This window comes from Bradyrhizobium sp. 2TAF24 (genome assembly GCF_052115025.1).
Classification (GTDB): Bacteria; Pseudomonadota; Alphaproteobacteria; order Rhizobiales; family Xanthobacteraceae; genus Bradyrhizobium_A.
Genome location: NZ_JBFRFW010000007.1, coordinates 63,800 through 88,596 on the forward strand (window position 1 = coordinate 63,800; position 24,797 = coordinate 88,596).

Sequence of the window (24,797 nt, forward strand, 5' to 3'; positions counted from 1 at the left end):
ATGCAACGATACCGTTTCGTTGCAAACTATCGGGTGGTTCGATGCGCGGCCGAGCGTTCATGTTTAGTGTCGTCCTGATTGCGATCGCCGTTGGGCTCGGCGTCTGGTGGTACCCGCGCGCGCCGGCTCGCATCGTTTGGCAGGGCTATGCCGAGGCCGATTATGTGAAAGTCGGCCCGACCCAGCAGGGCCTGCTGACAGCGGTGAACGTCGTCCGCGGCAGCGAGGTCGAGATCGGCGCGCCGTTGTTCGTGCAGGATGAAACGGCGGACCGCGCAGCACGCGATCAGGCCGCGCGCCAACTTCAGCAAGCCAGGGATCAGCTTGCGAATCTCGAATCCGCCGGCAAGCCGACCGAGATCGACCAGGCGGAAGCCAATCTCGCCGACGCCCGCGCCACCGTCGAACGCACCAAGGTCGATCTCGATCGTGCGCAGTCGCTCATCAGGGATGGCGCCGTCACGGTGCAGACACTGGATCAACGGCGAGCGGACTTCAGGTCGGCCACCGCGCGCGTTGCTGCGATGGAAGCGGCACTGGCGCAGGCCCGCGCGCCCATGGGACGTCAAGGTGAAATCAAGGCGCAGCGCGCCGCCGTCGAGGCGGCGCAAGCCGCGCTCGAGATGGCCGAGTGGCGGCTATCGCAGCGTCGGGTGTGTTCACCCGTGAGAGGCCGTGTGGCCGATGTGCTCGCCCGACCCGGAGAAACCATGGCGGCCGGCGCGCCGGTCGTGTCGCTGCTGCCGCCCGGCAATATTTTCGTGCGCTTCTTTGTGCCTGAGGCGTATCTGGCGCGTATTCATCGTGGCGACGCCGTAAGACTCAATTGCGACCGCTGCCGCGCCGGCATCAGTGCGAGGGTCTCGTTTGTCTCACCACAGGCCGAATACACCCCGCCCGTCATCTACAGCGAGGAAAGCCGCGCCAAGCTCGTCTACATGATTGAGGCAAGGCCGCAACCCGAAGACGCTCTGCTGTTCAATCCCGGTCAGCCCGTGACAGTCGCGCCGGCCGCGGAGGTGCGCCAGCCATGAGCGAATTCGTCATCGACGTTCGCGACCTCCACAAGAGCTTTGGCGCGCGCAGCGTGGTCGACGGACTGACGCTCAAAGTCGCGCAAGGCGAGATCTGCGGGTTTCTAGGTGCCAATGGCAGTGGCAAGACCACCACCATCCGCATGTTGTGCGGCCTGCTCACGCCTGACAGCGGCGAGGGCACTTGCCTCGGCCTCGACCTCCGCAAGGCGGGACCGGCGATCCGCCGCCAGACCGGCTACATGACACAAAGATTCAGCTACTACGACGACCTCACGGTCAGGGAGAATCTGGAGCTTGTCGCCGGCGTCTATGAAATGGTCGATGGCAACGAGGCGGTCCGCGCCATCGTCGCACGGATGGGGCTCCGCGCTTACGAGACCCAGCTCGCGGGACATCTGTCCGGCGGCTGGAAGCAGCGGCTCGCGCTCGCGGCCTGCGTGCTGCATCGGCCAAAACTGTTGCTGCTGGATGAGCCGACCGCCGGCGTCGACGCCAAGGCGCGCCGCGAGTTCTGGGACCTCATTCACGACATGGCCGGTGAAGGCCTGACCGTGCTCGTCTCGACCCACTACATGGACGAGGCGGAGCGCTGCAATCGCATCGTCTATCTCGCCGATGGCCGTATTGTCGTTAGCGGCACTGCCGACGAAGTCGTCCGGGGCGCCGGCCTCATCATTTTCGAGGCTGCGGGCGACGGCATCGACGAGGTCACTCGCCGTGTCCGTCGCATGCGGGGCGTCGAGGCGGCGGCGGTGTTTGGACACGCCTTGCGCGTCGCCGGCAATGACCGCGCTGCCCTGGAAGAGGCTACGCGCGCATTTCCAAGCCTCGACTGGCATGAGGCCGAGCCGCGCCTCGAAGACGTATTCATTCATCAATTGGCCGCAAAGGAGGCGGTGCAGTGACCGGCTTCTCCTTTAAGCGGTTGTATTCGCTGCTGCGCAAGGAATGGATCCAGGTGCGGCGCGATCGCATGACGCTCCGCCTGATCATTGCCCTGCCGATCATGCAGCTCTTTCTGTTCGGCTACGCGATCAACTCTAATCCGAAACATCTGCCCACAGGGCTCCTGCTAGCCGAGCCGTCGAAATACGAGCGGACCATCGTCTCCGCCCTGCAGAACACCGGCTACTATGACGTCCGGCTGTTCTCGTCTGAGGCCGAGGCCGAGCGCGCGATCGAAACCGGCCAGGCGCTGTTCGTCGTCAACGTGCCCGCCAACTTCGACCGGTCGGTCGATCGTGGCGAGCAGCCGCAGATCCTGATCGATGCCGACGCCACGGATCCGACGGCGATCGGCAATGCTACTGCTGCGCTGTCGGCCGTCGTCAGCGAAATCAACCGCGACCTGCCACCGATCCGGCAGGGTCAGTCGACCACGCAACCGTTCCAGTTCGTGCTTCACGCCCGCTACAATCCCGAGCAGCTCACAGTCCTCAACGTCGTGCCCGGCCTCACCTGCATCGTGCTGCTGATGTCCACGCTCCTGATCACGACGCTTTCCATTACGCGCGAGCGCGAGCGCGGCACGATGGAGAACTTGATGGCAATGCCGGTCCGCCCGATCGAGATCATGCTCGCCAAGATCGTTCCCTACGTCATCATCGGATACGTCCAGGTGATCCTCATCCTTGTCATCTCGTCGGTCGTGTTCCAGCTTCCGATCCGCGGATCGATCCCGCTGCTTTTGCTTGCGCTTGGATCGTACATCGCAAGCAACCTCGCGCTCGGCCTTGCCTTCTCCACGGTTGCGACGAGCCAGATGCAGGCGCAGCAGCTCGCACAGTTCACGTTGCTGCCGTCCGTCATGTTGTCGGGTTTCATGTTCCCATTTGCCGGCATGCCGATCTGGGCGCAGTGGCTCGGCGAAGTGTTTCCGACCACGCACGCTATTCGCATCGTGCGCGGCGTGCTGCTCAAGGGCAATGGCTTCGCTACAATCGCACCGGAGCTCTGGCCAATCGCACTGTTCACGCTCGCCGTCCTCGCCGCCGCGGTCTGGTCCTATCGGGAAACGCTGGACTGATCTGCGTCGTCGCTGGGAGCGCCCATCCGATCATGTGCCGGTGAGCGCGATGCTCGAGGTTTAGCGCACAGTCCGTTTGGGTTGAGCTCTATTCCGTCATCCTGACGTGCGAGCGGAGCGAGCCTCGAAGGATGTACGGCCGGAGTCTTGGACACTCGGGCCGTCGCCCTTCGAGGGTCCCGCTTCGCGTGACCACCTCAGGGTGACGGATGACCTCGAGCAAACCTCAGATCATCATCCTCCGGCAGACGCCGACCGCGTCAGCTCAGCTTGCCGCTGACCAGCAGGATGTCACTGGCGATCTGGCTGGTGCGGCCGGCGAGATCGTCGCGCAGCCGCTGCGCCGCGTCGGGATGGGCTTCGAGCACGCGCTGAAACAAGCTGCGTGAGATGCGAATGGTCGACGATGCTTCGATCGCGGTAACCGTCGAGGGCCGCTGCATCGGCACGATCAGCGCCAGCTCGCCGATCAGCGCGCCCGGCCCGGCGATCACCTCATGCTGGCTGCCATCGTCGGCGCTGACGCGAAACGTCCCGCTCTGCACCACGAAGCCCGCGTCGGCGGTGTCGCCGCTGCGAAACAGGATCTCGTTGCGCGCGACATCGCGCTGCTCGGAGCCAAAGGCGAGATTGCGCAAGGCCTCACGTCCCAGCAGCCGCAGCGTGGGGACGCGTTCGAACAAGGCAACATCGTCGTCAATCGACATCCAAGACCGTGCAATCGGAGCGCTCGCCGTCCGCGGCATGAAGCCGCGGACCAACAAGGCGAATCATGCTCCGAATCGTATCACGGTACCAGCTTGTAGCCGCCGGATTCCGTCACAAGGATCTCCGGGGTGGCGGCGTCGCGTTCGATCTTCTGGCGCAGGCGGTAGATATGGGTTTCCAGGGTGTGCGTGGTGACGCCCGAGTTGTAGCCCCACACTTCCTGCAGCAGCGTTTCGCGCGACACCGGTTGCTGGCCGGCGCGGTAGAGGAAGCGCAGGATCGCGGTTTCCTTCTCGGTCAGGCGCACCTTCTTGCCGCTGGTCGCGGTCAGCATCTTGGAGCCTGGCCGGAAGCTGTAGGGGCCGACCGAGAACACCGCGTCCTCGCTGGCTTCGTGCTGGCGCAGCTGGGCGCGAATCCGCGCCAGCAGCACCGCGAAGCGGAACGGCTTGACGACATAATCATTGGCGCCGGATTCCAGGCCAAGGATGGTGTCCGAATCGGTGTCGTGGCCGGTGAGCATGATGATCGGCGACTTGAAGCCGCCCTTGCGCAGGCTGCGCACCACCTCGCGGCCATCGGTGTCGGGCAGGCCGACATCCATCAGCACGAGATCCGGGGTGTTGGCCTTGGCCGCCTGGGCGCCCTTGGCGCCGGTATCGACCGCAGAGGCTTCGAACTCCTCGTGCAGCGACAGCTGCTCCACCAACGCCTCGCGGAGATCGGTGTCGTCATCAACGATCAGGATCTTGCGGGCATTCGCCATTGCGTCCAATCCTTAAAGTTGGCGGGTTTTCGGTGCCGGAATAGAGCACGTGCCGCCAAAAGTGCAAGGTAGAGTTATCGGCTCGCATGGGAACACGCGATTTTCCAATCACTTATCGAACACCGAAGCGTGATCGGGCAGCTGCCGTGATCGCCGTGCGCGCCGCCGCCGGCCATCCCAGCCGGGGCTGGCTGATGGTCGACGGGCAGACCATTCCTGTGGCGCTCGGCCGTGGCGGAATCAGGGCCGACAAGCGCGAGGGCGACGGCGGCACCCCGCGCGGCGTCTTCCGGCCCCTGCGGCTGTGGTATCGGGCCGACCGGCATCCGCGCCCCGGGACCTTGCTGCCGGTCCGCGCCATCACCCCGACCGACGCCTGGGACGAAGACCCCCGCAGCCGCCACTACAACCAGGCGGTCCGTCGTGCGGTGGAGGCCCCGGGCGACCACCTGCGGCGGGCCGACCACCTCTATGATTTCATCATCGAGATCGACCACAACACCCGTCCCCGGGTGGCGGGCCGCGGCAGCGCCGTGTTCCTGCATCTGGCACGGCCGCAATTCGGTCCAACCGCCGGATGCGTGGCGATGACCCAAGGCGCCATGCTGCGGCTGCTGCGGCGCCTCGGCCCGCGGACGCGGATCGTTATCGGGCGGTAAGCGGCGGCCGGTGGCCGAAGATCGCCGAGCCGACCCGCACATGGGTGGCGCCGAACTGGATGGCGATCGCAAAATCGGCGCTCATGCCCATCGACAGCAGCTTGAGACCGTTGCGCGCGGCGATCTTCGCCGTCAGCGCGAAGTGCGGTCCCGGCGCGTCCTCGACCGGAGGAATGCACATCAGGCCGGCAATCTCGAGCCCATAGGCCGAGCGGCAGCGCGCGATGAAATCATCGGCATCCTGCGGCGCGATGCCGGCCTTCTGCGGCTCCTCGCCGGTGTTGAGCTGCACGAACAGTTGCGGCTTGCGCGCCTGCTTCTCGATTTCCCTGGCAAGCGCCTCGCACAGGCTCGGCCGGTCCACCGAATGGATGGCGTCGAACAGCGCAACCGCTTCCTTCGCCTTGTTCGACTGCAGCGGACCGATCAGATGCAGTTCAAGGCCCGGATGGGCGGCGGTCAGCGCCGGCCATTTCGCCTTGGCCTCCTGCACGCGGTTCTCGCCGAAGACCGTCTGGCCCGCAGCGATCACCGGCACGATGTCATCGGCCGCGAACGTTTTCGACACGGCCACCAGCGTCACCGACGCGCGATCACGCCTGGCGTCGCGGCACGCGGCCGCGATCTCGCGCTCCACGAGCGCGAGCCCTGTTGGTAAAGAAGTGGTTACGATCTGCGGGTCCGTGGCTGCCATGGCGTCAATCGAATCTTGAATTTTGAAGGTAGCTCAAATTTTAGCGAAAGTTGGAAAGCGATTTTGAGTTCCCCCACCGTATAGGTTCGCGACGGGGCAAGGGGGAGCATGTCGGTGTCTGGTAGTCATCTCGGCAACAGAACGTCAAGACTGAAGGCGCTGTTCGGCATTCGCACGCGCCTCGTGATCCTGGCCCTGATCCTGGTGGTCCCGCTGATGCTCGACCGCGTGCTGGTGCTGGAGAACGCGCGCAGCAATCAATTCAAGGCAGCGACCGACGAGCTGATGAAGCTCGCCAAGCACAGCGCCGCCGCCCAGCGCGAAGTGATTTCCTCGGTCGAGGCCATGCTGCGCTCGACCGCCTACATCCATGTCGCCTCCGAACAGACCGGCCGGAGCTGCGCGATCCTGCGCGCCAGCCTGCGTGTCGAGATGCCGTGGATCACCAGCCTGTCGGTGGTCGGCCCCAATGGACGCATCACCTGCTCGACCGCGCCGACCTATGTCGGCCTCGATATCAGCGACCGGCCCTATTATCACAAGACGCTGGAAACCCACGGCTTCGTGCTCAGCGACCTGATCCCGAGCCGGCTGACCGGCAAGCCGCTGCTGCTCGCCAACTATCCGACCTCGGCGGTCGAAGGCGGCGAGCCATCGGTGATCATCGCCGGCCTCAATGTCGACTGGATGGCCAAGCTGATGTCCAATCTCGGCGAGCGCCCCGGCGTCGAGGCCCTGCTGATCGATGGCAAGGGTACCGTGCTGGCCGCCCAGCCGAACGGCCAGGACATCACCGGCCGGCCCTATGCGGGCGTCGATCCGCAGGTCAATCCGAATGCGGACACCGGATCGACATCGGTGACGATCAACGGCGTCAAGAAGTTCATCTCGTTCGTGCGGCTGTCGGGTACCGATGCACGCCTCGTGGTCAGCATCGACCATGACGCCATGCTGGCGCCGATCAACCGCGACATTCAGAAGGCCTATGTCCAGCTTGCCTTTGTCAGCCTGCTTGCGCTGCTCGGCGCCTGGCTGGTGGGTGAGCAGTTCATCATGCGCCCGATCCGCACGATGACAAGCATGGCCAACCGCTTCGGCCAGGGCGACCTGACGGCACGCGCCACCGCCGACAGCCTGCCGGCTGAGTTCAAGCCGCTCGCCACCGCGTTCAACGGCATGGCCGCCCAGCTCGCCGAGCGTGAGCGCGACCTGATCGCCAGCAACGACCGTCTCACGGTGATCGCGTCCGTCGACATGGTGTCGGGCCTCGCCAACCGCCGCGGTTTCCAGAGCCGGCTCGAGTTCGAGTGGCTGAAGACGCAGCAGACCGAGGGCAAGCTGGCGCTGATGATGATCGACGTCGACCATTTCAAGCTGTTCAACGACAGCTACGGCCACCCTGAAGGCGACGCCTGCCTCGGCCGGATCGGCGAGACGCTGGCGCGCATCGCCAACGACACCGAGGGGTTTGCCGCCCGCTATGGCGGCGAGGAGTTCTGTCTGCTGCTGCCGGGCGTCGACGCTTCCCGCGCCATCGCGATCGGCGAGGCCGTCCGCGAGGCGGTCGCCAGGCTGTCCATCCCGCACATCATGAGCGAGCATGGCCATGTGACCGTCAGTGTGGGCGTCAGCGCGGTGTTCCCGAACCTCGAACAGTGCCCTTCCGAGCTGATCGAGGCCGCCGATGCCGCCCTCTACGCCGCCAAGCACCAGGGCCGGAACCGGGTCGTCGCGCATGGCCTTGCCGCGCCGGTCGTCCCCGTCATCTCGATGGCCGGGTGAGGACTGCGAAATCGCCGCCTGGCGGCGATTCCGCCCCCTAAAACATTGACCCGCCGCACTCTTTCATGTCCTAGTCGGCCGCCCCGGCCGTCCCGGTTCTGGCGTTTGCATCCGTTCGCCATGAACGCCGATACCACCGCCAGATCCGATAAGACACCGGCATCATGATGATTTAAGTGCGGTTTTGGATTTGTCGTGGCAACGACGGACCGGCGGAGACGCCGGGAGCAATGCCGGACCCGCCGACGGACGCATAAAGACTGCAGATGACCAACGAACGCTACAACGCCCGTGACGCCGAACAGCGCTGGCAGCGCATCTGGGACGACCGCGCCATCTTCACCACGGCCAACGACGACCCCCGGCCGAAGTACTACGTGCTGGAGATGTTTCCCTATCCGTCGGGACGCATCCATATCGGCCATGTCCGCAACTACACGCTCGGCGACGTGATCGCGCGCTACCGGCGCGCCCAAGGCTACAACGTGCTGCATCCGATGGGCTGGGACGCCTTCGGCCTGCCTGCCGAGAACGCCGCGATCGAGCGCAAGATCGCGCCGAAGGCCTGGACCTACGACAACATCGCGGCGATGCGGAAGCAACTGCGGACCATGGGGCTGTCGCTCGACTGGTCGCGCGAGTTCGCAACCTGCGATCCCACCTACTACAAGCATCAGCAGAAGCTGTTCCTGGATTTCCTCAAGGCTGGACTGGCCGAGCGCGAGAAGCGCAAGGTGAACTGGGATCCGGTCGACATGACCGTGCTCGCCAACGAGCAGGTGATCGACGGCCGCGGCTGGCGCTCCGGCGCGCCGGTCGAATTGCGCGAGCTGACCCAGTGGGTGTTCAAGATCACCACGTATGCGCAGGAGTTGCTCGACGCACTGGATACGCTGGATCGCTGGCCCGACAAGGTCCGCACCATGCAGCGCAACTGGATCGGCCGTTCCGAAGGCCTGCTGGTCCGCTTCGCGCTCGCCGCGGGGACGCCCGGCGGCGCGAGCGAAATCGAGGTCTTCACCACGCGTCCCGACACCCTGTTCGGTGCCAAGTTCGTCGCTGTGTCGCCGGATCATCCGCTCGCCACCGAAGCGGCCAAGAGCAATCCGAATCTCGCCGCCTTCATCGAAGACTGCCGGCGCATCGGCACCGCGCAGGAGGCGATCGACACCGCCGAGAAGAGGGGCTTCGACACCGGCATCAAGGCCAGCCATCCGTTCGACCCGAACTGGACGCTGCCGGTCTATGTCGCGAACTTCGTGCTGATGGACTACGGCACCGGCGCCATTTTCGGCTGTCCGGCCCACGACCAGCGCGACCTCGACTTCGTCAACAAATACGGCCTCGGCAATACCCCGGTGGTGTGCCCCGAGGGCCAGGACCCGGCGACATTCGTGATCACCGACACTGCCTATGACGGCGATGGTCGCATGATCCATTCGCGTTTCCTCGATGGCCTGACCATCGCGGAAGCGAAGGAAGAGGTCGCCAAGCGGCTGGAGACCGCGCAGCTCGACGGCAAGCCGGTCGCCAAGCGCCAGGTCAATTTCCGGCTGCGCGACTGGGGCATTTCACGCCAGCGCTACTGGGGCTGCCCGATCCCGGTGATCCACTGCCCGGCCTGCGACGTGGTGCCGGTGCCGGAACAGGATCTGCCGGTGGTGCTGCCTGACGACGTCACTTTCGACAAGCCCGGCAACGCGCTCGATCATCATCCAACCTGGAAGCACGTCACCTGCCCGCAATGCGGCGGCAAAGCCCAGCGCGAAACCGACACGATGGACACCTTCGTCGACTCGTCGTGGTACTTCGCGCGCTTCACCGATCCCTGGAACGAGCAGGCGCCGACCACCCGCACCGTGGTGGACCGAATGATGCCGGTCGACCAGTACATCGGCGGCGTCGAGCATGCGATCCTGCATCTGCTGTATGCCCGCTTTTTCACCCGCGCCATGAAGGCCACCGGCCATATCGCGTTCGACGAGCCGTTTGCCGGCCAGTACACCCAGGGCATGGTGGTCCACGAGACCTATCGCAAGCCCGACGGAACCTGGGCCTCGCCCGGCGAGATCAGGATCGAAACCGTCGGCAACGACCGCCACGCCACCCTGCTCTCGACCGGTGAGACCGTGACCATCGGCTCGATCGAGAAGATGTCGAAGTCGAAGCGCAACACCGTCGACCCCGACGACATCATCGCGACCTACGGCGCCGACACCGCACGCTGGTTCATGCTGTCGGACTCGCCGCCCGATCGCGACGTGATCTGGAGCGAGGAAGGCGTCAAGGGCGCCAGCCGGTTCGTGCAGCGGCTGTGGCGCATGGCCAACGAATCCGCCGAGATCGCCAAATCGGCGCCGCCAGCACGGCCGGCCGCCTTTGGCGCGGAAGCCCTGGCACTGCGCAAGGCCGCCCATGGCGCCCTCGACAGGGTTTCGGCCGGCATCGAGAAGATGCACTTCAATGTCTGTCTGGCGCATATCCGGGAATTCGCCAATACGCTGGCGGACGCCCTGGCGCGCTCGGGCCCGTCCTCGGCTGATGTCACACCCGACCTGGCCTGGGCGATCCGCGAGGCGGCGAACATCCTCGTGCAGCTGTTCAGCCCGATGATGCCGCATCTTGCCGAGGAGTGCTGGGTGGCGCTTGGCCAGTCCGGGCTGGTATCCGAGGCCGCCTGGCCCCAGATCGAGCGAGACCTGCTGGTCGAGGACACGATGACTCTCCCGGTCCAGATCAATGGCCGCAAACGCGCCGATGTCACAGTCGCCCGAAATGCGGCCAGCGGCGAAATCGAAGCTGCCGTTTTGGCCCTCGATGAGGTAAAACGGGCGCTGAACGGGGCTGCCCCGCGCAAGATTATCGTGGTTCCTCAGAGGATTGTGAATGTCGTGGCTTGATCCGCGCCTTGTTCGGAACGCCGGCCGGTGGCTCACCGTGGCCGCGCTGGCCGCATTCACGGCGGGCTGCTTCCAGCCGATGTATGCCGAGCGCACGGACGGCAAGCCGGCCCTGCGCGCACGGCTGCAGGGCGTCGAGGTGCCGTCGTTGAGCTATCCCACCGCCTCGCGGGAAGCCCGGGTCGGCCTCAACATTCGCAACGCCCTGATGTTCAGCCTCTATGGCGAGGGGGCCGGCGGCCCGCCGACCCATCGCCTGTTGATGAGGCTCAGCACCTCGCGCACCTCGATCATCCTCGACCCCGGCACCTCGCTGCCGGCGGTCGAGAACTACGCGCTCGACGTCACTTACGAGCTCAAGGACAACGCCACCGACAAGACGGTGCTGACCGGCAATACCTTCGCCAGGGTGTCCTACGACATCCCCGGCCAAGAGCAGCGCTTCGCCAAGACGCGCGGCCTGCGTGACGCAGAGGACCGTGCCGCCAACTCGATCGCCGAAAACATCTCGAACCGGCTCGCGGCGTATTTCTACGCCGGCAGCTGACCGCGGACGACAGCCCTTGGTCGCGCTTCGGGGCAAGGAGATCGACAGCTTTCTGGCAAAGCCCGATCCCGGCCGGCCCATCATCCTGTTGTATGGACCGGACACCGGGCTCGTGCGCGAGCGCGCCGATGCGCTGATGGCCTCGGCGGTCGACGATCCCAACGATCCGTTTTCCCTGATCCGCCTCGACGGCGACGAGCTCGCCGGCGAGCCGTCACGGCTGGTCGACGAGGCCATGACCATCCCGCTGTTCGGCGGCCGCCGCGCCATTCGGGTGCGCGCCGGCAGCAAGAATTTTTCCAGCGGCATCGACACCCTCGCCGAGATGCAGCCCAAGGATTGCCGTATCGTCATCGAGGCCGGCGAGCTGCGGCCCGACGCGCCGCTGCGCAAGGCCTGCGAGCGCGCCAGGACCGCGGTTGCGATCGCCTGCTATCCCGACACCGAACGTGACCTCGCCAAGCTGATCGACGACGAGCTGCGCAGCTTCGATCAGCGGATCGCCCAGGACGCCCGCGCCACGCTGATGTCGCTGCTCGGCGGCGATCGCCAGGCGTCACGCAACGAGATCCGCAAGCTTGCACTCTATGCCCGCGGCACCCGCGAGGTGACGCTCGAGCATGTCATGGCCGTGGTCACCGACGCCTCGGCGCTCGCGCTCGACGCCATCGTCGACGGCGCGTTTGCCGGCAAGCCGGCCGACGTCGAAAGCGCATTCACCAAGGCGGTGGCCGCCGGCACCTATCCCGGCATGATCGTCGCGGCGGCGCAGCGCCAGGCGGCGCTGCTGCACAAGGCGCGGCTGTCGGTCGAGGATGGCATGCCGGCATCCTCCGCCGCCGAGGCCGGTTTTCCGCGGCTGCACTTCTCGCGAAAAGGCGCGGTCGAAGCCGCGCTGCAAGCCTCGACCTCCGATCGGCTGATGAAGATCATCGCCCAACTCGCCGACGCCGCGTTCGAGATGCGCAAGCAGTCCGACCTCGCGGCTGCGATCGCCCAGCGCGCGCTGCTGGCCATCGCGGTCAACACGCGACGGCGCGGCTGAGGCCAGCGCTTGCCCATCGGCGGGGAATGCAAAGCTCACATTGGATGATGTCGCGTTCCGCCCTGAGGCTGGATCGTGCAGAGCATGGCTGTCAAACGACAACAGCTCCGACAGGGAATGTCGCAGCCGTTTCAGGTGAGCCAGCTGACAGCTAACCCTGCTCGAGCCGGCGGACGATCTCGTCGAGCTGATCGAGATCGCTGTATTTGATCTGCACGGTGCCGCCGGGGTCGCGGTGCTCGACGCTGATCTTCATGCCGAGCGCGTCGCTGATGCGCTTCTCCAGCGCAATCGTGTCCGCGTCCTTGGCGGCCTTGGCGGCGCGCGGCTTCTGCGGCTTGCGCTCCGGCACGCCGGCCTCGTGCGCGAGCTCCTCGGTCTGGCGCACGCTGAGGCCTTCCGCGACGATGCGCTGTGCGGCAGCGACCGGATCCGGCACGCCGATCAGCGCGCGGGCATGGCCCGCGGAAATCTGGCCGGACGAGATCAGCGCCTGCACGTCGTCGGGCAGCCTGGTCAGCCGCATCATGTTGGCGACATGGCTGCGGCTCTTGCCGACGACCTTGGCGATGGTCTCCTGGGTGTGCTTGAACTCGTCGGCGAGCGCGTGGTAGCCGCGCGCCTCTTCCATCGCGTTGAGGTCCTCGCGCTGGACGTTCTCGATGATCATGATCTCGAGCGCGTCGGTGTCGCTGACCTCGATCGGAACGATCGGCACCTCGTGCAGGCCGGCGCGCTGCGACGCGCGCCAGCGCCGCTCGCCGGCGATGATCTCGAAGCGATCGGTCGAGCCCTTGAGCGGACGGACCACGATCGGCTGAATGACACCGTGCTCCTTGATCGAGGCCGCGAGCTCGTTGAGCTCGCCGTCGTCGAAGCTGCGGCGCGGGTTGCGCGGATTGGCCTTGAGGAATTCGATCGGCACCTTGCGCTGCGCGCGCGGCCGCTCGGCATGCGCTGCGGCTTCGCCGCCGACGTCGCCGATCAGGCTTGCCAGACCACGTCCCAACCGCGAGCGCGCCTCATCGGCCATCGCCATCTCCCTCGGATTCAACTTCGCGCTCCACTCTCGGCATGACTGTCAGAAACGAAGCGGCGCGCGCGACCATTCGCGCGCAGCCGGAAACACGTCAGTGCGTGCGCAGCTCACGCTCGCGCTGGATCACCTCGGTGGCGAGCTTGAGATAGGCTTCGCTGCCGACGCATTTGAGGTCGTACACCAGCACCGGCTTGCCGTAGGACGGCGCCTCGGAGATACGCACGTTGCGCGGGATCATGGTGTCGTAGACCTTGCTGCCCATGAACTGGCGCACGTCGGCGACGACCTGGTTCGACAGGTTGTTGCGCGAGTCGAACATCGTCATGACGATGCCGTGGATCGACAGGTTCGGGTTCAGCGTCGAGCGCACCTGCTCCACGGTCTGCAGCAGTTGCGACAGACCTTCCAGCGCGAAGAACTCGCACTGCAGCGGCACCAGGATCGCGTCCGACGCGGCCATGGCGTTGACCGTGATCAGGTTGAGCGACGGCGGGCAGTCGACCAGCACATAGGTGAAGTCCTGGCCCTCGGCATGATTGTCGTTGAGCGCGGCGATGGCGTTGCGCAGGCGGAAGGCGCGGTCCCGCGCGGTGCCGAGCTCGAGCTCGAGGCCCGACAGGTCGAGGGTCGAGGGCGCGATGTGCAGCCGCGGCACCGCGGTTGCCACGATCGCCTCACGCAGCGGCGCCTCGCCGATCAGCACGTCATAGGTCGAGCAGTCGCGATGACGACGGTCGATGCCGAGGCCGGTCGAGGCGTTGCCTTGGGGATCGAGGTCGACGATCAGCACCCGCTCGCCGATGGCGGCGAGTGCTGTGCCGAGGTTGATGGCGGTGGTGGTCTTGCCGACACCGCCCTTCTGATTGGCGAGCGCAATGATGCGCGGCCGGAACGGCTCCGCGTCGCCCTGGTTAAAGTCTTGATTTTCTTTAATATTTTCGCTCATGCGCAGGACCGTTGGGTTGCCGGGGATGCAGAGCGCCGTTCGATCCCATCGAATTCGGCGATCCAGCCCTGTCCGGTGCGGCTAGGATGAAGGATTGGCTTAATATTCCAATATTTAGTGGCTTCCGTCAATTCGGACTCTACATCTTGTCCCTTGAGGAACAGAGCTTTCGCGCCCAACGCAACGGGAGATTTTGCAAATCCTAACAAGACGTTAAGCGAAGCCAGGGCGCGCGCGGTGATGCAATCGGCACGGTCATGGTTACTATCCACATAATCCACGATATCCGACAGGTGCACCGTGCCGCGGCCGCCGGTGACGCGCAGCGCCTCCCGCAGGAACGCAGCCTTCTTGGCGTTGCGCTCGACAAGATGGACCATCGCGCCATCGTGCTCCGCCATGGCACAGGCCAGTACGACGCCGGGAAAGCCGCCGCCGCTGCCGAGGTCGATCCAGATCCGCGCCGCCGGGGCCAGCGTCAGAAGCTGCAGCGAATCGGCGATGTGCCGTGTCCACAGCTGGGGCAGCGTCGAGGGCGCAACCAGGTTGGTGGTCGCCTGCCAGGTCAGCAGCAGTTCGACATAGCGGTCGAGCCGCGCCTCGAGCGCGGGCGACACCGGCGTCAGCGCCAGGGCCGCCGCCTTGTCGGCGGGCGAGAGGGAGGATGTCTTGGACGCCGGCGCACGGGCCACGGCTGTCACCTTTCAGTTCGAGGTCACGTCGGGCCGGCCGCCGCGCGGCCGACATCGTCCGTCCGGTTGCGGCTGCGCGCCTGGCGCCGCAGATATGCGGCGAGAATGCCGAGCGCCGCCGGCGTCACGCCATCGATCCGGCCGGCCTGTCCGACAGTGCGCGGTTGTGCGGTCGTCAGCTTCTGCCGCACCTCGTTGGATAGTCCCGGTACGTCGGCGTAATCGACGTCCGCCAGCAGCAGGCTTTCGTCACGCCGGAAGGCGTCGACGTCGGCGGTCTGGCGCGCGAGGTAGACGTCGTACTTGGCATCGATCTCGACATGCTCGGCAATCGAGGGATCGACCCCGTTCAGTTCCGGCCAGATACCAGCCAGCGTCGCCCAGCCGATCTCGGGGTAGGACAGGAGGTCAAAGGCCGAGCGGCGATGACCGTCACGGTTGAGCGCGAGCCCCCGCTTGTTGGCTTCGGTCGGGGTGATCGACAGCGACTGCGCGAGGCTCTTGGCCGCGTCCAGCGCCGCCATCTTGGTCTCATGGAAGGCACGCCGCTCGGCACCAACGCAGCCGAGCGCGATGCCGCGCGCCGTCAGGCGCTGGTCGGCGTTATCGGCACGCAAGGTCAGGCGATATTCGGCACGCGAGGTGAACATCCGGTACGGTTCGGTGATGCCGCGGGTGACGAGATCATCGATCATCACCCCGAGATAGCCGTCGGCGCGGTCGAACACGATGGGATCTGCGCCGCCCGCAACCAGCGCGGCATTGAGACCGGCGACCAGGCCCTGGGCGGCCGCCTCCTCATAGCCCGTGGTGCCATTGATCTGACCCGCCAGGAACAGGCCCGGCATCCGGCGGGCCTGCAGTGTCGGATCGAGTTCGCGCGGATCGACGTGATCGTATTCGATGGCGTAGCCGGGCCGGATCATCCGCACCCGCTCGCACCCCGGAATCGTCGCCAGGATCGCCTTCTGCACCTCTTCCGGCAGCGAGGTCGAGATCCCGTTGGGATAGACTGTGGGATCGTCGAGGCCTTCCGGCTCCAGGAAGATCTGATGGCCGTCGCGGTCGCCGAACCGCACGATCTTGTCCTCGATGGAGGGACAATAGCGCGGCCCGCGGCTTTGGATCTGGCCGGAATACATCGGCGAGCGATGCACATTGGCCCGGATCACCTCATGGGTGGCGGGAGTGGTGCGGGTGATGCCACATTCGATCTGCGGCGTGGTGATCTTGCGGGTCAGGACCGAAAACGGCTCCGGCGGATTGTCACCGGGCTGCATTTCGACCGCCGTCCAGTCGATGGTGGTGCCGTCGAGCCGCGGCGGCGTGCCGGTCTTGAGGCGGCCGAGGCTGAAACCGATCTGCTCAAACGATGTGGAGAGCCCCATCGCAGGCGCCTCACCCACCCGACCGGCCGGCCAGGAGGTCTCACCGAGGTGAATCAGCCCCCGCAGGAACGTGCCGGTGGTCACGACCACCGCACCGCAGGCGAATTCACGCCCGTCGGCCAGTCGAAGGCCGGTGATCCGGCCGCTGGACCACAGAAAAGCCTCCGCCTCCCCCTCGACGACGTCGAGATTGGCGGTGTCCCGGATCGCGGCCTGCATGGCCGCGGCATAGAGCTTGCGATCGGCCTGCGCCCGCGGTCCGCGCACGGCAGGACCCTTCCGGCGATTGAGCAGGCGGAACTGAATGCCGCCAGCGTCCGCTACCCGGCCCATGACACCGTCCAGGGCGTCCACTTCCCGCACCAGATGGCCCTTTCCGAGCCCACCGATCGCCGGATTGCAGGACATCGCCCCGATGGTGGCAAACTGATGGGTCACCAGCGCCGTCCGGGCACCCATGCGGGCAGCCGCGGTCGCCGCCTCACAGCCGGCGTGGCCGCCCCCGATCACGATGACATCGAATGTGCTCATGGACGGGACTTCTACAGCTCAAATACGAAACCCGAAAGGCATTCGGAGCGGCTTAAGGAATGCTTAACCACGTCAGGAACGTTTCACGTGAAACATCGGGAACGCTTCAAGGCGTGTTTCACGTGAAACATCGGTCGGCCACCCCGCAACAAGCGGTGTTTCACGTGAAACACCGCCGTCGTGACCCAATCCAGGATCACTTCCCGATGCAGAAGTCACGGAAGATCACATCCAGCACGTCTTCGACATCGACCCGGCCCGTAACCCGTCCCAGGGAACGCGCCGCCATGCGCAGCTCCTCCGCGATCAGTTCATCACCCAGTTCCCGTGCGGCGAGCGCTCGCCCCAACCCCTCGACGGTATCCTGCAGAAGGACCCTATGGCGTGTCCGCGTAACCAGGGCAGCCTCACTCCCGCCGAAGTAACTTTCCGCAAATCCGACCAACGCTGCAGTGAGATCATCGAGACCGTCGCCCCGCCCGGCCGAGATATCGAAAGCCTGAGCGCCGGCTGCGCCAGCGACATCCAAATCCGTGAGATCGACTTTGTTACGCACTCGCCAGACCGGCGCGCCGCCATCGCCTGCGGTTGACGGATCGACGCCCTCATCGCGGGCGTCGGTCATCCAGAGCACAAGATCCGCCGAGGCCGCGCGATCCCGCGCACGCCTCACCCCTTCCTGCTCTACCGGATCGCTGGTCTCGCGAACGCCCGCCGTGTCCAGCAGCGTGACCGGATAACCGTCGAGGTCGAGATGCACCTCGATGACGTCGCGTGTCGTGCCGGCATGGGGTGAGACGATCGCAGCATCGCGCCGCGCCAGCCGGTTGAGCAGGGTCGACTTGCCAGCATTGGGCGGTCCAGCAATCGCAACCACCAGGCCCTCGCGCAGCCGCTCGCTTCGGGCGGAGGCTGCAAGCGCCGTCTCGATCTCGTACTTCAGCGCCGCGATGCGCGCGAACGCCGGCGCGGTCAGGCTGTCCGGCACATCGCCCTCGTCGGAAAAATCAATGCCGGCCTCGATCAGGGCCGAGGCCTCGATGATCTGCTGCCGCCAGATTTCGGCCTGTGCGCCGAGCTGCCCCTTCAGCTGGCGCAGCGCCTGGCGCCGCTGCCGGTCAGTGTCGGCATGGATCAGGTCATCGATCCCCTCGGCCTCGGTCAGATCGATCTTGCCGCTCTCGAATGCCCGCCGGGTGAATTCGCCGGGTTCGGCAGGGCGCAGGCCCTCCATGGCACCGAGGACTTCAAACAGCGCGGCAAGCACCGCGCGTCCGCCATGGACATGCAGCTCGGCGACATCCTCACCCGTGGCGCTGTGCGGCGCCGGAAACCACAGCGCTACCGCCTCGTCGATAGGCTGGCGGGACCCGTCCCGCAGCGTCGCCAGCGTCGCGACGCGCGGCGATGGGCGGCGGCCACACAGATGATCGAGCACAGTCCCGGCGCGCGATCCGGACAGGCGCACGACAGCGATCGCCGACGGAGCTCGTCCGGACGACAACGCAAAGATGGTTTGATCTCGGAAATCCATGGCCTATTTGTCACTGCAGATGTCGCGCCGCAAAGGGTTTGGCCCATGACATCGGTTATGTTGCATCGCAACAATTTACATCACAAGATTATGCTGCGATGCAGCAAATTCAGAAGTCGGCCAATGACCTATATTGCATCGCACAATAATCGCCTCGCTGCGGAAACGAGCCCTTACCTGCTGCAGCATCAATCCAACCCCGTGGACTGGTGGCCGTGGGGCCCCGCCGCCCTGGCCGAGGCGCAGCGAACCAACAAACCCATCCTGCTGTCGGTCGGCTATGCCGCCTGCCACTGGTGCCATGTCATGGCACATGAAAGTTTCGAGGATGCTGCGACAGCGCAGCTGATGAACACGCTGTTCGTGAACATCAAGGTCGACCGCGAGGAGCGGCCCGACATCGACCAGATCTACATGACCGCGCTGCATCACCTCGGCGAACCAGGCGGCTGGCCGCTGACCATGTTCCTGGCGCCCGACGGCGCGCCGTTCTGGGGCGGCACCTATTTTCCCAAACACGCGCAGCACGGCCGCGCCGCCTTCAGCGATGTGCTGCGCGAGGTGGCGCGTGTCTTCCACGACGAGCCGGACAAGGTCGCAAACAACCGCAGCGCCCTCACCGCTCGCCTCGCGCATCGTGCGCGCGTCGACAACCCCGGCAGCCTCGGCACGACCGAACTCGACAATGCCGCGGTGTCGATCGCGCGCGCGACCGATCCCGTGCATGGCGGCTTGCGTGGCGCGCCGAAATTTCCCCAGTGCACGATGCTCGAATTCCTCTGGCGCGCCGGCGCGCGGACATCAGATCCGCGCTTCTTCGTCACCAGCACGCTGGCGCTGACGCAGATGAGTGAAGGCGGCATCTACGACCATCTCGGCGGCGGCTATGCGCGCTACTCGGTCGACGAGCGCTGGCTGGTGCCGCACTTCGAGAAGATGCTCTACGACAATGCACAGATCCTCGACCTGCTTGCGCTCGAACACAGCCGCGCCGCGAACCCGTTGTTCCGTCGGCGCACTGAGGAAACCGTCGGCTGGTTGCAGCGTGACATGCAAATCACCGACGGCGGCTTCGCGTCATCGCTCGATGCGGATTCGGACGGCGCGGAAGGCAAATTCTATGTCTGGTCGCCGGCCGAGATCGAACAACTGCTCGGCCCCGCCGACGCGGCGCTGTTCAACGCGGCTTATGACGTCACTGCGGCCGGCAATTTCGAAGGCCACTCCATCCTCAATCGTCTCGCAGATGTCGGCAACGCCGAGGTCGATGAGCCGCGTCTTGCGACACTACGGGCAAAACTTCTTGCCGCGCGTGACAAGCGCGTTCGCCCTGGCCTCGACGACAAAGTGCTCGCGGACTGGAACGGGCTGGTGATCACCGCGCTGGCTCACGCCGCGCAGGCATTCGACCGGCCGGATTGGCTGGCGGTCGCACGCACGACCTTCGGCGTCATCACCCAGCAGATGACACGGGACGATCGTCTCGGCCACTCATTACGCAGCGGCAAACTGCTGCTGCCCGGCCTCGCCTCCGACTTTGCCGCGATGATTCGCGCAGGCCTCGCTCTCCATGAGGCCACCGGTGATGGCAGTTTCCTTGAGCAGGCGATCCGGTGGCAACGCGCGCTCGACCGCCACTACACCGATCCCGAACACGGCGGCTACTATCTCACGGCCGACGATGCTGAGGGCCTGATCGTGCGGCCGCATGCGACGGTCGACGATGTCATTCCGAACCATGTCGGATTGATCGCACAGAATCTCGTCCGCCTCGCGGTGCTGACTGGCGATGACCATTGGCGCCGGCGGCGCGACGATCTGTTCGGTATGTTGCTGCCGAAGGCCTCCGACAATGTGTTCGGGCACCTGTCGGTGCTCAACGCACTCGACCTTCATCTGACCGGCGCCGAGATCGTCGTCACCGGCGACGACGACACGGCGCGATCTCTCCTCGCCGCGGCCCGTCGTCTGCCGTATGCGACTGTAATCATCTGCCATGTCACCGCGGCCGATCGGCTCGCGACCGACCATCCCGCCCGGGACAAGATCACCGCCGCGCGCGGCAAGGGCGCCGCCTTCGTCTGCCGCGGTCAGAGCTGCTCGCTGCCGGTCACGGATCCCGGGGCTCTGGCCGCTCTCGTCCGGCCACAAGCGACATAACAGCTCACCGCAAATGAAAACGGCCGGACCGCTTCCTCAGCGATCCGGCCGCAATTGTCAGCAATGCCGTTCGAATCAGGTGTTCATCGAATCGAAGAACTCTGAGTTGCTCTTGGTGTTGCGCAGCTTGTCGAGCAGGAAGTCGATCGCATCCATGGTGCCCATCGGGTTGAGGATGCGGCGCAGCACGTACATCTTCTTGAGCTGCTGCGGATCGGTGAGCAGCTCTTCCTTGCGGGTGCCGGAGCGGGTGATGTCGATCGCCGGGAAGGTACGCTTGTCCGACACCTTGCGGTCGAGGATCAGTTCCGAGTTGCCGGTTCCCTTGAACTCTTCGAAGATCACTTCGTCCATGCGGCTGCCGGTGTCGACCAGCGCGGTCGCGATGATGGTCAGCGAGCCGCCCTCCTCGATGTTGCGCGCCGCACCGAAGAAGCGCTTCGGGCGCTGCAGGGCGTTGGCGTCGACACCGCCGGTCAGCACCTTGCCTGAGGACGGCACCACGGTGTTGTAGGCACGGCCGAGGCGGGTGATCGAATCCAGCAGGATGACGACGTCGCGGCCATGCTCGACCAGGCGCTTGGCCTTCTCGATCACCATTTCCGCAACCTGGACGTGACGCACCGCCGGTTCGTCGAAGGTCGACGACACCACTTCGCCCTTCACCGAGCGCTGCATGTCCGTGACTTCTTCGGGACGCTCGTCGATCAGCAGCACGATCAGGTAGCACTCGGGATGATTCGCGGTGATCGAGTGCGCGATGTTCTGCATCAGCACGGTCTTACCCGTGCGCGGCGGCGCGACGATCAGTGCGCGCTGGCCCTTGCCGATCGGCGCCACGATGTCGATGACGCGGGCCGAGAGGTCCTTGCGGGTCGGATCCTCGAGCTCGAGACGGAAGCGCTCGTCCGGGAAGAGCGGCGTCAGGTTGTCAAAATTGACCTTGTGCTTGGCCTTTTCGGGATCCTCGAAATTGAGGGTGTTGACCTTCAGCAGCGCGAAGTAGCGCTCGCCTTCCTTAGGCGAGCGAATGTGGCCTTCGATGGTATCGCCGGTGCGCAGGCCGAAACGGCGGATCTGCGACGGCGAAACGTAGATGTCGTCCGGGCCGGGCAGGTAGTTTGCGTCCGGCGAGCGCAGAAAGCCGAAGCCATCCGGCAGCACCTCGACGACGCCTTCGCCGATGATGTCGATTTCCTGAATGGCCAGCTGTTTGAGAATGGCGAACATCAGCTCCTGCTTGCGCATGGTGCTGGCATTCTCGACCCCAAGCTCTTCCGCGAATGAGACGAGTTCGGCTGGGGTCTTGGACTTGAGGTCCTGGAGTTTCATTTCCCGCATGGGATGGTCCTGGTGGGTGCGGAGAGGGGATGGAGCAGGGCGGCGTCGACTGAGCGGATTGCGACCAGAAGGGAAATCCGCAGGTCTTGAGCGCGAAGGAACCGTTGACGGGCCTGGAACTTGATGTGGCGACCGGTTCAGAAAACAAACCGCGTCACAACCACATCCGCCTGCGTTGGGTGGGATGTCACAAATATAGAAAGCGGCGCTGCGTTACGCAAGATCGTTTCCACGGCACCATGACGCAGCCGCAGCCAGTGTGCCGGCACGCCCGTTCTATCCAGGCGTGCGAATCGCTCGGCAGCAGCATCGGCGGCCGAGATCACGCCGTCAGAACGGCCTGACGATCACCATGACGACGATGCCGACCATTATCAACGTGACTACCTCGTTGATAATACGATAAAATTTTTGACTTCGGGCGTTTCGGTCAAGAGCGAAGTCCCGCACCCGCGCGGTGAAGAACCCGTGCAGCGCCGACATCGCCAGCACCAGTACGAATTTCACCTGAAACCAGGGCGCCGTGTACAGGTGACCGGACCAGGCGAGGTAAAGTCCCACCACCCAGGTCACAACCATCGCCGGGTTGATGATCGCCTTCAGCAGCCGCCGTTCCATCACCTTGAAGGTCTCGGACTGCTTCGATCCGACCTCCGCATCGCAGTGATAAACAAACAGCCGCGGCAGATACAGCATGCCCGCCATCCACGAGATCACGGCGATGACATGCAGCGCCTTCAACCACTCGTACATTGCTCACCTCAGCCCTTGCGCACCCGCGCAAGCATGCGCTCGACGTGGGCGATCGGCGTCTCCGGCAGGATGCCGTGACCGAGATTGAAGATGAAACGACCGCTGCCGAATTCGGCGAGAATGCGATCAACAGCGCGATCGAGTGCCTCGCCGCCGGCAAGCAGCACCAGTGGATCGAGATTGCCCTGCACCGCGACCTTGGGCTGAATCCGTGACCGGATCATGGAGCGATCAGCCATCCAGTCGACGCTGACGGCGTTCACCGCGACCCGATCGATGTAATCGCCGAGCATGGCGCCGGCGCCGCGCGGAAAACCGATCACTTTGACATCCGGAACCAGTCGCCGCAGGCCCTCGACGATGCGTGCCGCCGGTTCGATGCACCATCGGACGAATTCTTCCGGCGGCAGCACACCCGCCCACGTGTCGAACAGCTGGACCGCATCGGCACCCGCCTCGATCTGGCGATGGAGATAAACGATCGAGTTGTCGACCAGGCGATCGATCAATCTGCCGAATGCAGCCGGATGACGATAGGCGAACAGCCGTGCCGGCGCCTGATCCGGTGTTCCATGGCCCGCGATCATATAGGTCGCGACCGTCCACGGCGCGCCGCAAAAGCCGAGCAGCGCCACCGACGGATCAAGAGCCGTCCTTACCCGCCGCACGGTTTCGTAGACCGGCGCCAGAATCGCCTGATCGACATTCACAGGCAAACGGTCGATCGCCGCCTCGTCCCCCAAAGGTGCAAGCTGCGGCCCCTCCCCGACGGCAAACCTTACGGTCTGGCCGAGAGCATGCGGGATCACCAGGATGTCGGAAAACAAAATCGCCGCATTGAAACCGAACCGGCGGATCGGTTGCAGGGTCACCTCGGCGGCCATGTCCGGATTGAAGCACAGGTCGAGGAACGAGCCGGCCTTGGCGCGCAGCTCGCGATACTCCGGCAGGTAGCGTCCTGCCTGCCGCATCATCCAGACGGGAGGGGTGGTCGCCGACTGACCAGCCAGCACTTCGAGAACAGGGTTACGCACTGACTTGCCGTCCATCTCTCTTCTCTAAAATCTATTCTAAGATTCTTAGGTTAGTAGTTGTTAGGCGGTGGACTGGACTCACACAAAACCCTCGACTCCCTGTCCCCGTCCTGTCCACACCCCGACGGACTTATCCGCGTCATCCCGCTGCTTTCGGCCGGCGCCGAAACACGATGATTTTGAAGGACTTCGCGGACGTTTGGCGGCGATTATCAAGAGACAAATCCACATAACCTGACTATCATCGCCCACGTTCGCCGCACTTCATCCCATAAGAAGGGCTGTGAAGCAAAACCAGCGTTGTCCAGAGCCGACGGGCCCTCCTCCGATCATGCCGCGAACACCCCACATTGATTCACAGGATATCCGGTGCGATGACGACTAGCACCGGCAACTATTTTCACCTTCATATGGTGTCGGACTCCACTGGCGAGACGCTGATCACGGTGGCGCGCGCGGTGGCGGCGCAGTACTCCCATGTCAGCCCGGTCGAGCACGTCTATCCGCTGGTGCGCAGCCAGAAGCAGCTCGACCGTGTGCTGGCCGAGATCGAGGAATCGCCGGGCATCGTGCTGTTCACCCTGCTCGAAGAGGAGCTGGTGTCCCGTCTCGAGGGCAAGTGCAAGGAAATCAACATTCCGAGCCTGTCGATCATCGGGCCGGTGCTGCAATTGTTCCAGGCCTATCTCGGGGTCTCGACCTCGCACCGGGTGGGTGCGCAGCACACCCTCAATGCCGAATATTTCAAGCGCATCGACGCCCTGAACTACACCATGATGCATGACGACGGTCAGCATGTGGAGGGGCTGGAGGAGGCCGATGTCGTGCTGGTCGGCGTGTCGCGCACCTCCAAGACGCCGACGTCGATCTATCTTGCCAACCGCGGCGTGCGCACCGCCAACGTGCCGTTGGTTCCCGGTATTCCAATCCCGCGGCAGCTCGAAACGCTGACCAAGCCGCTGGTGGTCAGCCTGCATGCCGCGCCGGAGCGCCTGATCCAGATCCGCCAGAACCGCCTGCTCGGCATCGGTGCCCGGGTCGACAACGATACCTATATCGATCGCCAGGCCGTGACCGATGAAGTCACCTTCGCGCGCCGGCTCAGCGCCAGGTACAACTGGCCGCTGATCGACGTCACCCGCCGCTCGATCGAGGAAACCGCGGCCGCGATCATGAAGCTCTTTGCCGACCGGCAGCGGCAACGGGGATGATACG

The 24,797-nt window shown here is 65.0% G+C and carries 21 protein-coding genes; 10 read left to right on the plus strand and 11 right to left on the minus strand.

Going from position 1 to position 24,797, the window contains the following annotated elements; all coding sequences use genetic code 11:
- The first annotated feature begins 59 nt into the window (after window positions 1-59).
- From AB4Z37_RS12815 to AB4Z37_RS12825, 3 genes are read left to right on the plus strand one after another with little or no spacing between them, the layout of a single operon-like run.
- Window positions 60-1,034 (plus strand): HlyD family secretion protein, encoded by a 975-nt coding sequence (locus tag AB4Z37_RS12815; RefSeq protein ID WP_441517119.1) that lies wholly within the window; start codon window positions 60-62, stop codon window positions 1,032-1,034.
- A complete protein-coding gene (locus tag AB4Z37_RS12820; RefSeq protein ID WP_441517120.1) occupies window positions 1,031-1,942 on the plus strand; it encodes an ABC transporter ATP-binding protein in 912 nt (303 codons plus the stop codon). Before AB4Z37_RS12815 ends, AB4Z37_RS12820 begins: the two co-directional genes overlap by 4 nt.
- Window positions 1,939-3,063 (plus strand): ABC transporter permease, encoded by a 1,125-nt coding sequence (locus tag AB4Z37_RS12825; RefSeq protein WP_441517121.1) that lies wholly within the window; start codon window positions 1,939-1,941, stop codon window positions 3,061-3,063. The genes AB4Z37_RS12820 and AB4Z37_RS12825 overlap by 4 nt, the downstream gene beginning before the upstream one ends.
- A gap of 260 nt (window positions 3,064-3,323) precedes the next feature.
- On the opposite strand, the gene AB4Z37_RS12830 is transcribed toward AB4Z37_RS12825, so the two are convergent.
- A complete protein-coding gene (locus AB4Z37_RS12830) occupies window positions 3,324-3,770 on the minus strand; it encodes a cyclic nucleotide-binding domain-containing protein (protein WP_441517122.1) in 447 nt (148 codons plus the stop codon).
- A gap of 80 nt (window positions 3,771-3,850) precedes the next feature.
- Window positions 3,851-4,537 (minus strand): response regulator transcription factor, encoded by a 687-nt coding sequence (locus tag AB4Z37_RS12835; protein WP_441517123.1) that lies wholly within the window; start codon window positions 4,535-4,537, stop codon window positions 3,851-3,853.
- 86 nt (window positions 4,538-4,623) lie between these two features.
- Here AB4Z37_RS12835 and AB4Z37_RS12840 point away from each other — a divergent pair, with 86 nt between their 5' ends.
- Window positions 4,624-5,196, plus strand: coding sequence for a L,D-transpeptidase family protein (locus tag AB4Z37_RS12840; RefSeq protein WP_441517124.1), 573 nt, complete (start codon window positions 4,624-4,626; stop codon window positions 5,194-5,196).
- Here the strand turns inward: AB4Z37_RS12840 and AB4Z37_RS12845 are convergent.
- Window positions 5,183-5,890, minus strand: coding sequence for a YggS family pyridoxal phosphate-dependent enzyme (locus AB4Z37_RS12845; protein ID WP_441517125.1), 708 nt, complete (start codon window positions 5,888-5,890; stop codon window positions 5,183-5,185). The two genes, AB4Z37_RS12840 and AB4Z37_RS12845, sit on opposite strands and share 14 nt — an antisense overlap.
- Window positions 5,891-6,004: 114 nt before the next feature.
- On the opposite strand from AB4Z37_RS12845, the gene AB4Z37_RS12850 reads away from it, so the two are divergent.
- From AB4Z37_RS12850 to holA, 4 genes are all read left to right on the plus strand, one after another.
- Complete coding sequence (locus AB4Z37_RS12850; RefSeq protein WP_441517126.1) at window positions 6,005-7,672, plus strand: diguanylate cyclase domain-containing protein; 1,668 nt, start codon at window positions 6,005-6,007, stop codon at window positions 7,670-7,672.
- A gap of 266 nt (window positions 7,673-7,938) precedes the next feature.
- A complete protein-coding gene (gene leuS / locus AB4Z37_RS12855; protein WP_441517127.1) occupies window positions 7,939-10,572 on the plus strand; it encodes a leucine--tRNA ligase in 2,634 nt (877 codons plus the stop codon).
- A complete protein-coding gene (locus AB4Z37_RS12860) occupies window positions 10,559-11,119 on the plus strand; it encodes an LPS assembly lipoprotein LptE (protein ID WP_441517128.1) in 561 nt (186 codons plus the stop codon). The genes leuS and AB4Z37_RS12860 overlap by 14 nt, the downstream gene beginning before the upstream one ends.
- A 16-nt stretch (window positions 11,120-11,135) precedes the next feature.
- Window positions 11,136-12,164, plus strand: coding sequence for a DNA polymerase III subunit delta (holA, locus tag AB4Z37_RS12865; RefSeq protein ID WP_441517129.1), 1,029 nt, complete (start codon window positions 11,136-11,138; stop codon window positions 12,162-12,164).
- 151 nt (window positions 12,165-12,315) lie between these two features.
- Here holA and AB4Z37_RS12870 read toward each other — a convergent pair whose 3' ends face one another.
- The 5 genes from AB4Z37_RS12870 to mnmE all read right to left on the minus strand — a co-directional run bounded on the left by AB4Z37_RS12870 (window position 12,316) and on the right by mnmE (window position 18,294).
- Entirely contained in the window at window positions 12,316-13,197 is an 882-nt protein-coding gene (locus AB4Z37_RS12870) for a ParB/RepB/Spo0J family partition protein (RefSeq protein ID WP_441517130.1), read from the minus strand.
- 97 nt (window positions 13,198-13,294) lie between these two features.
- Window positions 13,295-14,149 carry a ParA family protein gene (locus tag AB4Z37_RS12875; RefSeq protein ID WP_441517131.1) on the minus strand — a complete coding sequence of 285 codons (855 nt, stop codon included), beginning with the start codon at window positions 14,147-14,149 and terminating at the stop codon, window positions 13,295-13,297.
- Window positions 14,146-14,841: a 16S rRNA (guanine(527)-N(7))-methyltransferase RsmG gene (rsmG, locus tag AB4Z37_RS12880; RefSeq protein ID WP_441517132.1), complete on the minus strand. Its 696-nt coding sequence runs from the start codon at window positions 14,839-14,841 to the stop codon at window positions 14,146-14,148. Before rsmG ends, AB4Z37_RS12875 begins: the two co-directional genes overlap by 4 nt.
- A 23-nt stretch (window positions 14,842-14,864) precedes the next feature.
- Window positions 14,865-16,760: a tRNA uridine-5-carboxymethylaminomethyl(34) synthesis enzyme MnmG gene (mnmG, locus tag AB4Z37_RS12885; RefSeq protein ID WP_441517133.1), complete on the minus strand. Its 1,896-nt coding sequence runs from the start codon at window positions 16,758-16,760 to the stop codon at window positions 14,865-14,867.
- 196 nt (window positions 16,761-16,956) lie between these two features.
- Window positions 16,957-18,294 (minus strand): tRNA uridine-5-carboxymethylaminomethyl(34) synthesis GTPase MnmE, encoded by a 1,338-nt coding sequence (gene mnmE / locus AB4Z37_RS12890; protein WP_441517134.1) that lies wholly within the window; start codon window positions 18,292-18,294, stop codon window positions 16,957-16,959.
- 123 nt (window positions 18,295-18,417) lie between these two features.
- On the opposite strand from mnmE, the gene AB4Z37_RS12895 reads away from it, so the two are divergent.
- Window positions 18,418-20,454 carry a thioredoxin domain-containing protein gene (locus AB4Z37_RS12895; protein ID WP_441517135.1) on the plus strand — a complete coding sequence of 679 codons (2,037 nt, stop codon included), beginning with the start codon at window positions 18,418-18,420 and terminating at the stop codon, window positions 20,452-20,454.
- A gap of 75 nt (window positions 20,455-20,529) precedes the next feature.
- Here AB4Z37_RS12895 and rho read toward each other — a convergent pair whose 3' ends face one another.
- The 3 genes from rho to hemE all read right to left on the minus strand — a co-directional run bounded on the left by rho (window position 20,530) and on the right by hemE (window position 23,597).
- Entirely contained in the window at window positions 20,530-21,795 is a 1,266-nt protein-coding gene (gene rho / locus AB4Z37_RS12900; protein ID WP_211968667.1) for a transcription termination factor Rho, read from the minus strand.
- Window positions 21,796-22,125: 330 nt separating this feature from the next.
- A complete protein-coding gene (hemJ, locus tag AB4Z37_RS12905) occupies window positions 22,126-22,548 on the minus strand; it encodes a protoporphyrinogen oxidase HemJ (protein ID WP_441517136.1) in 423 nt (140 codons plus the stop codon).
- An 8-nt stretch (window positions 22,549-22,556) separates the two neighbouring features.
- Window positions 22,557-23,597, minus strand: coding sequence for a uroporphyrinogen decarboxylase (hemE, locus tag AB4Z37_RS12910; protein ID WP_441517137.1), 1,041 nt, complete (start codon window positions 23,595-23,597; stop codon window positions 22,557-22,559).
- Between the two features lie 359 nt (window positions 23,598-23,956).
- Here hemE and AB4Z37_RS12915 point away from each other — a divergent pair, with 359 nt between their 5' ends.
- Entirely contained in the window at window positions 23,957-24,793 is an 837-nt protein-coding gene (locus AB4Z37_RS12915; RefSeq protein ID WP_441517138.1) for a pyruvate, water dikinase regulatory protein, read from the plus strand.
- Window positions 24,794-24,797: the final 4 nt, after the last annotated feature.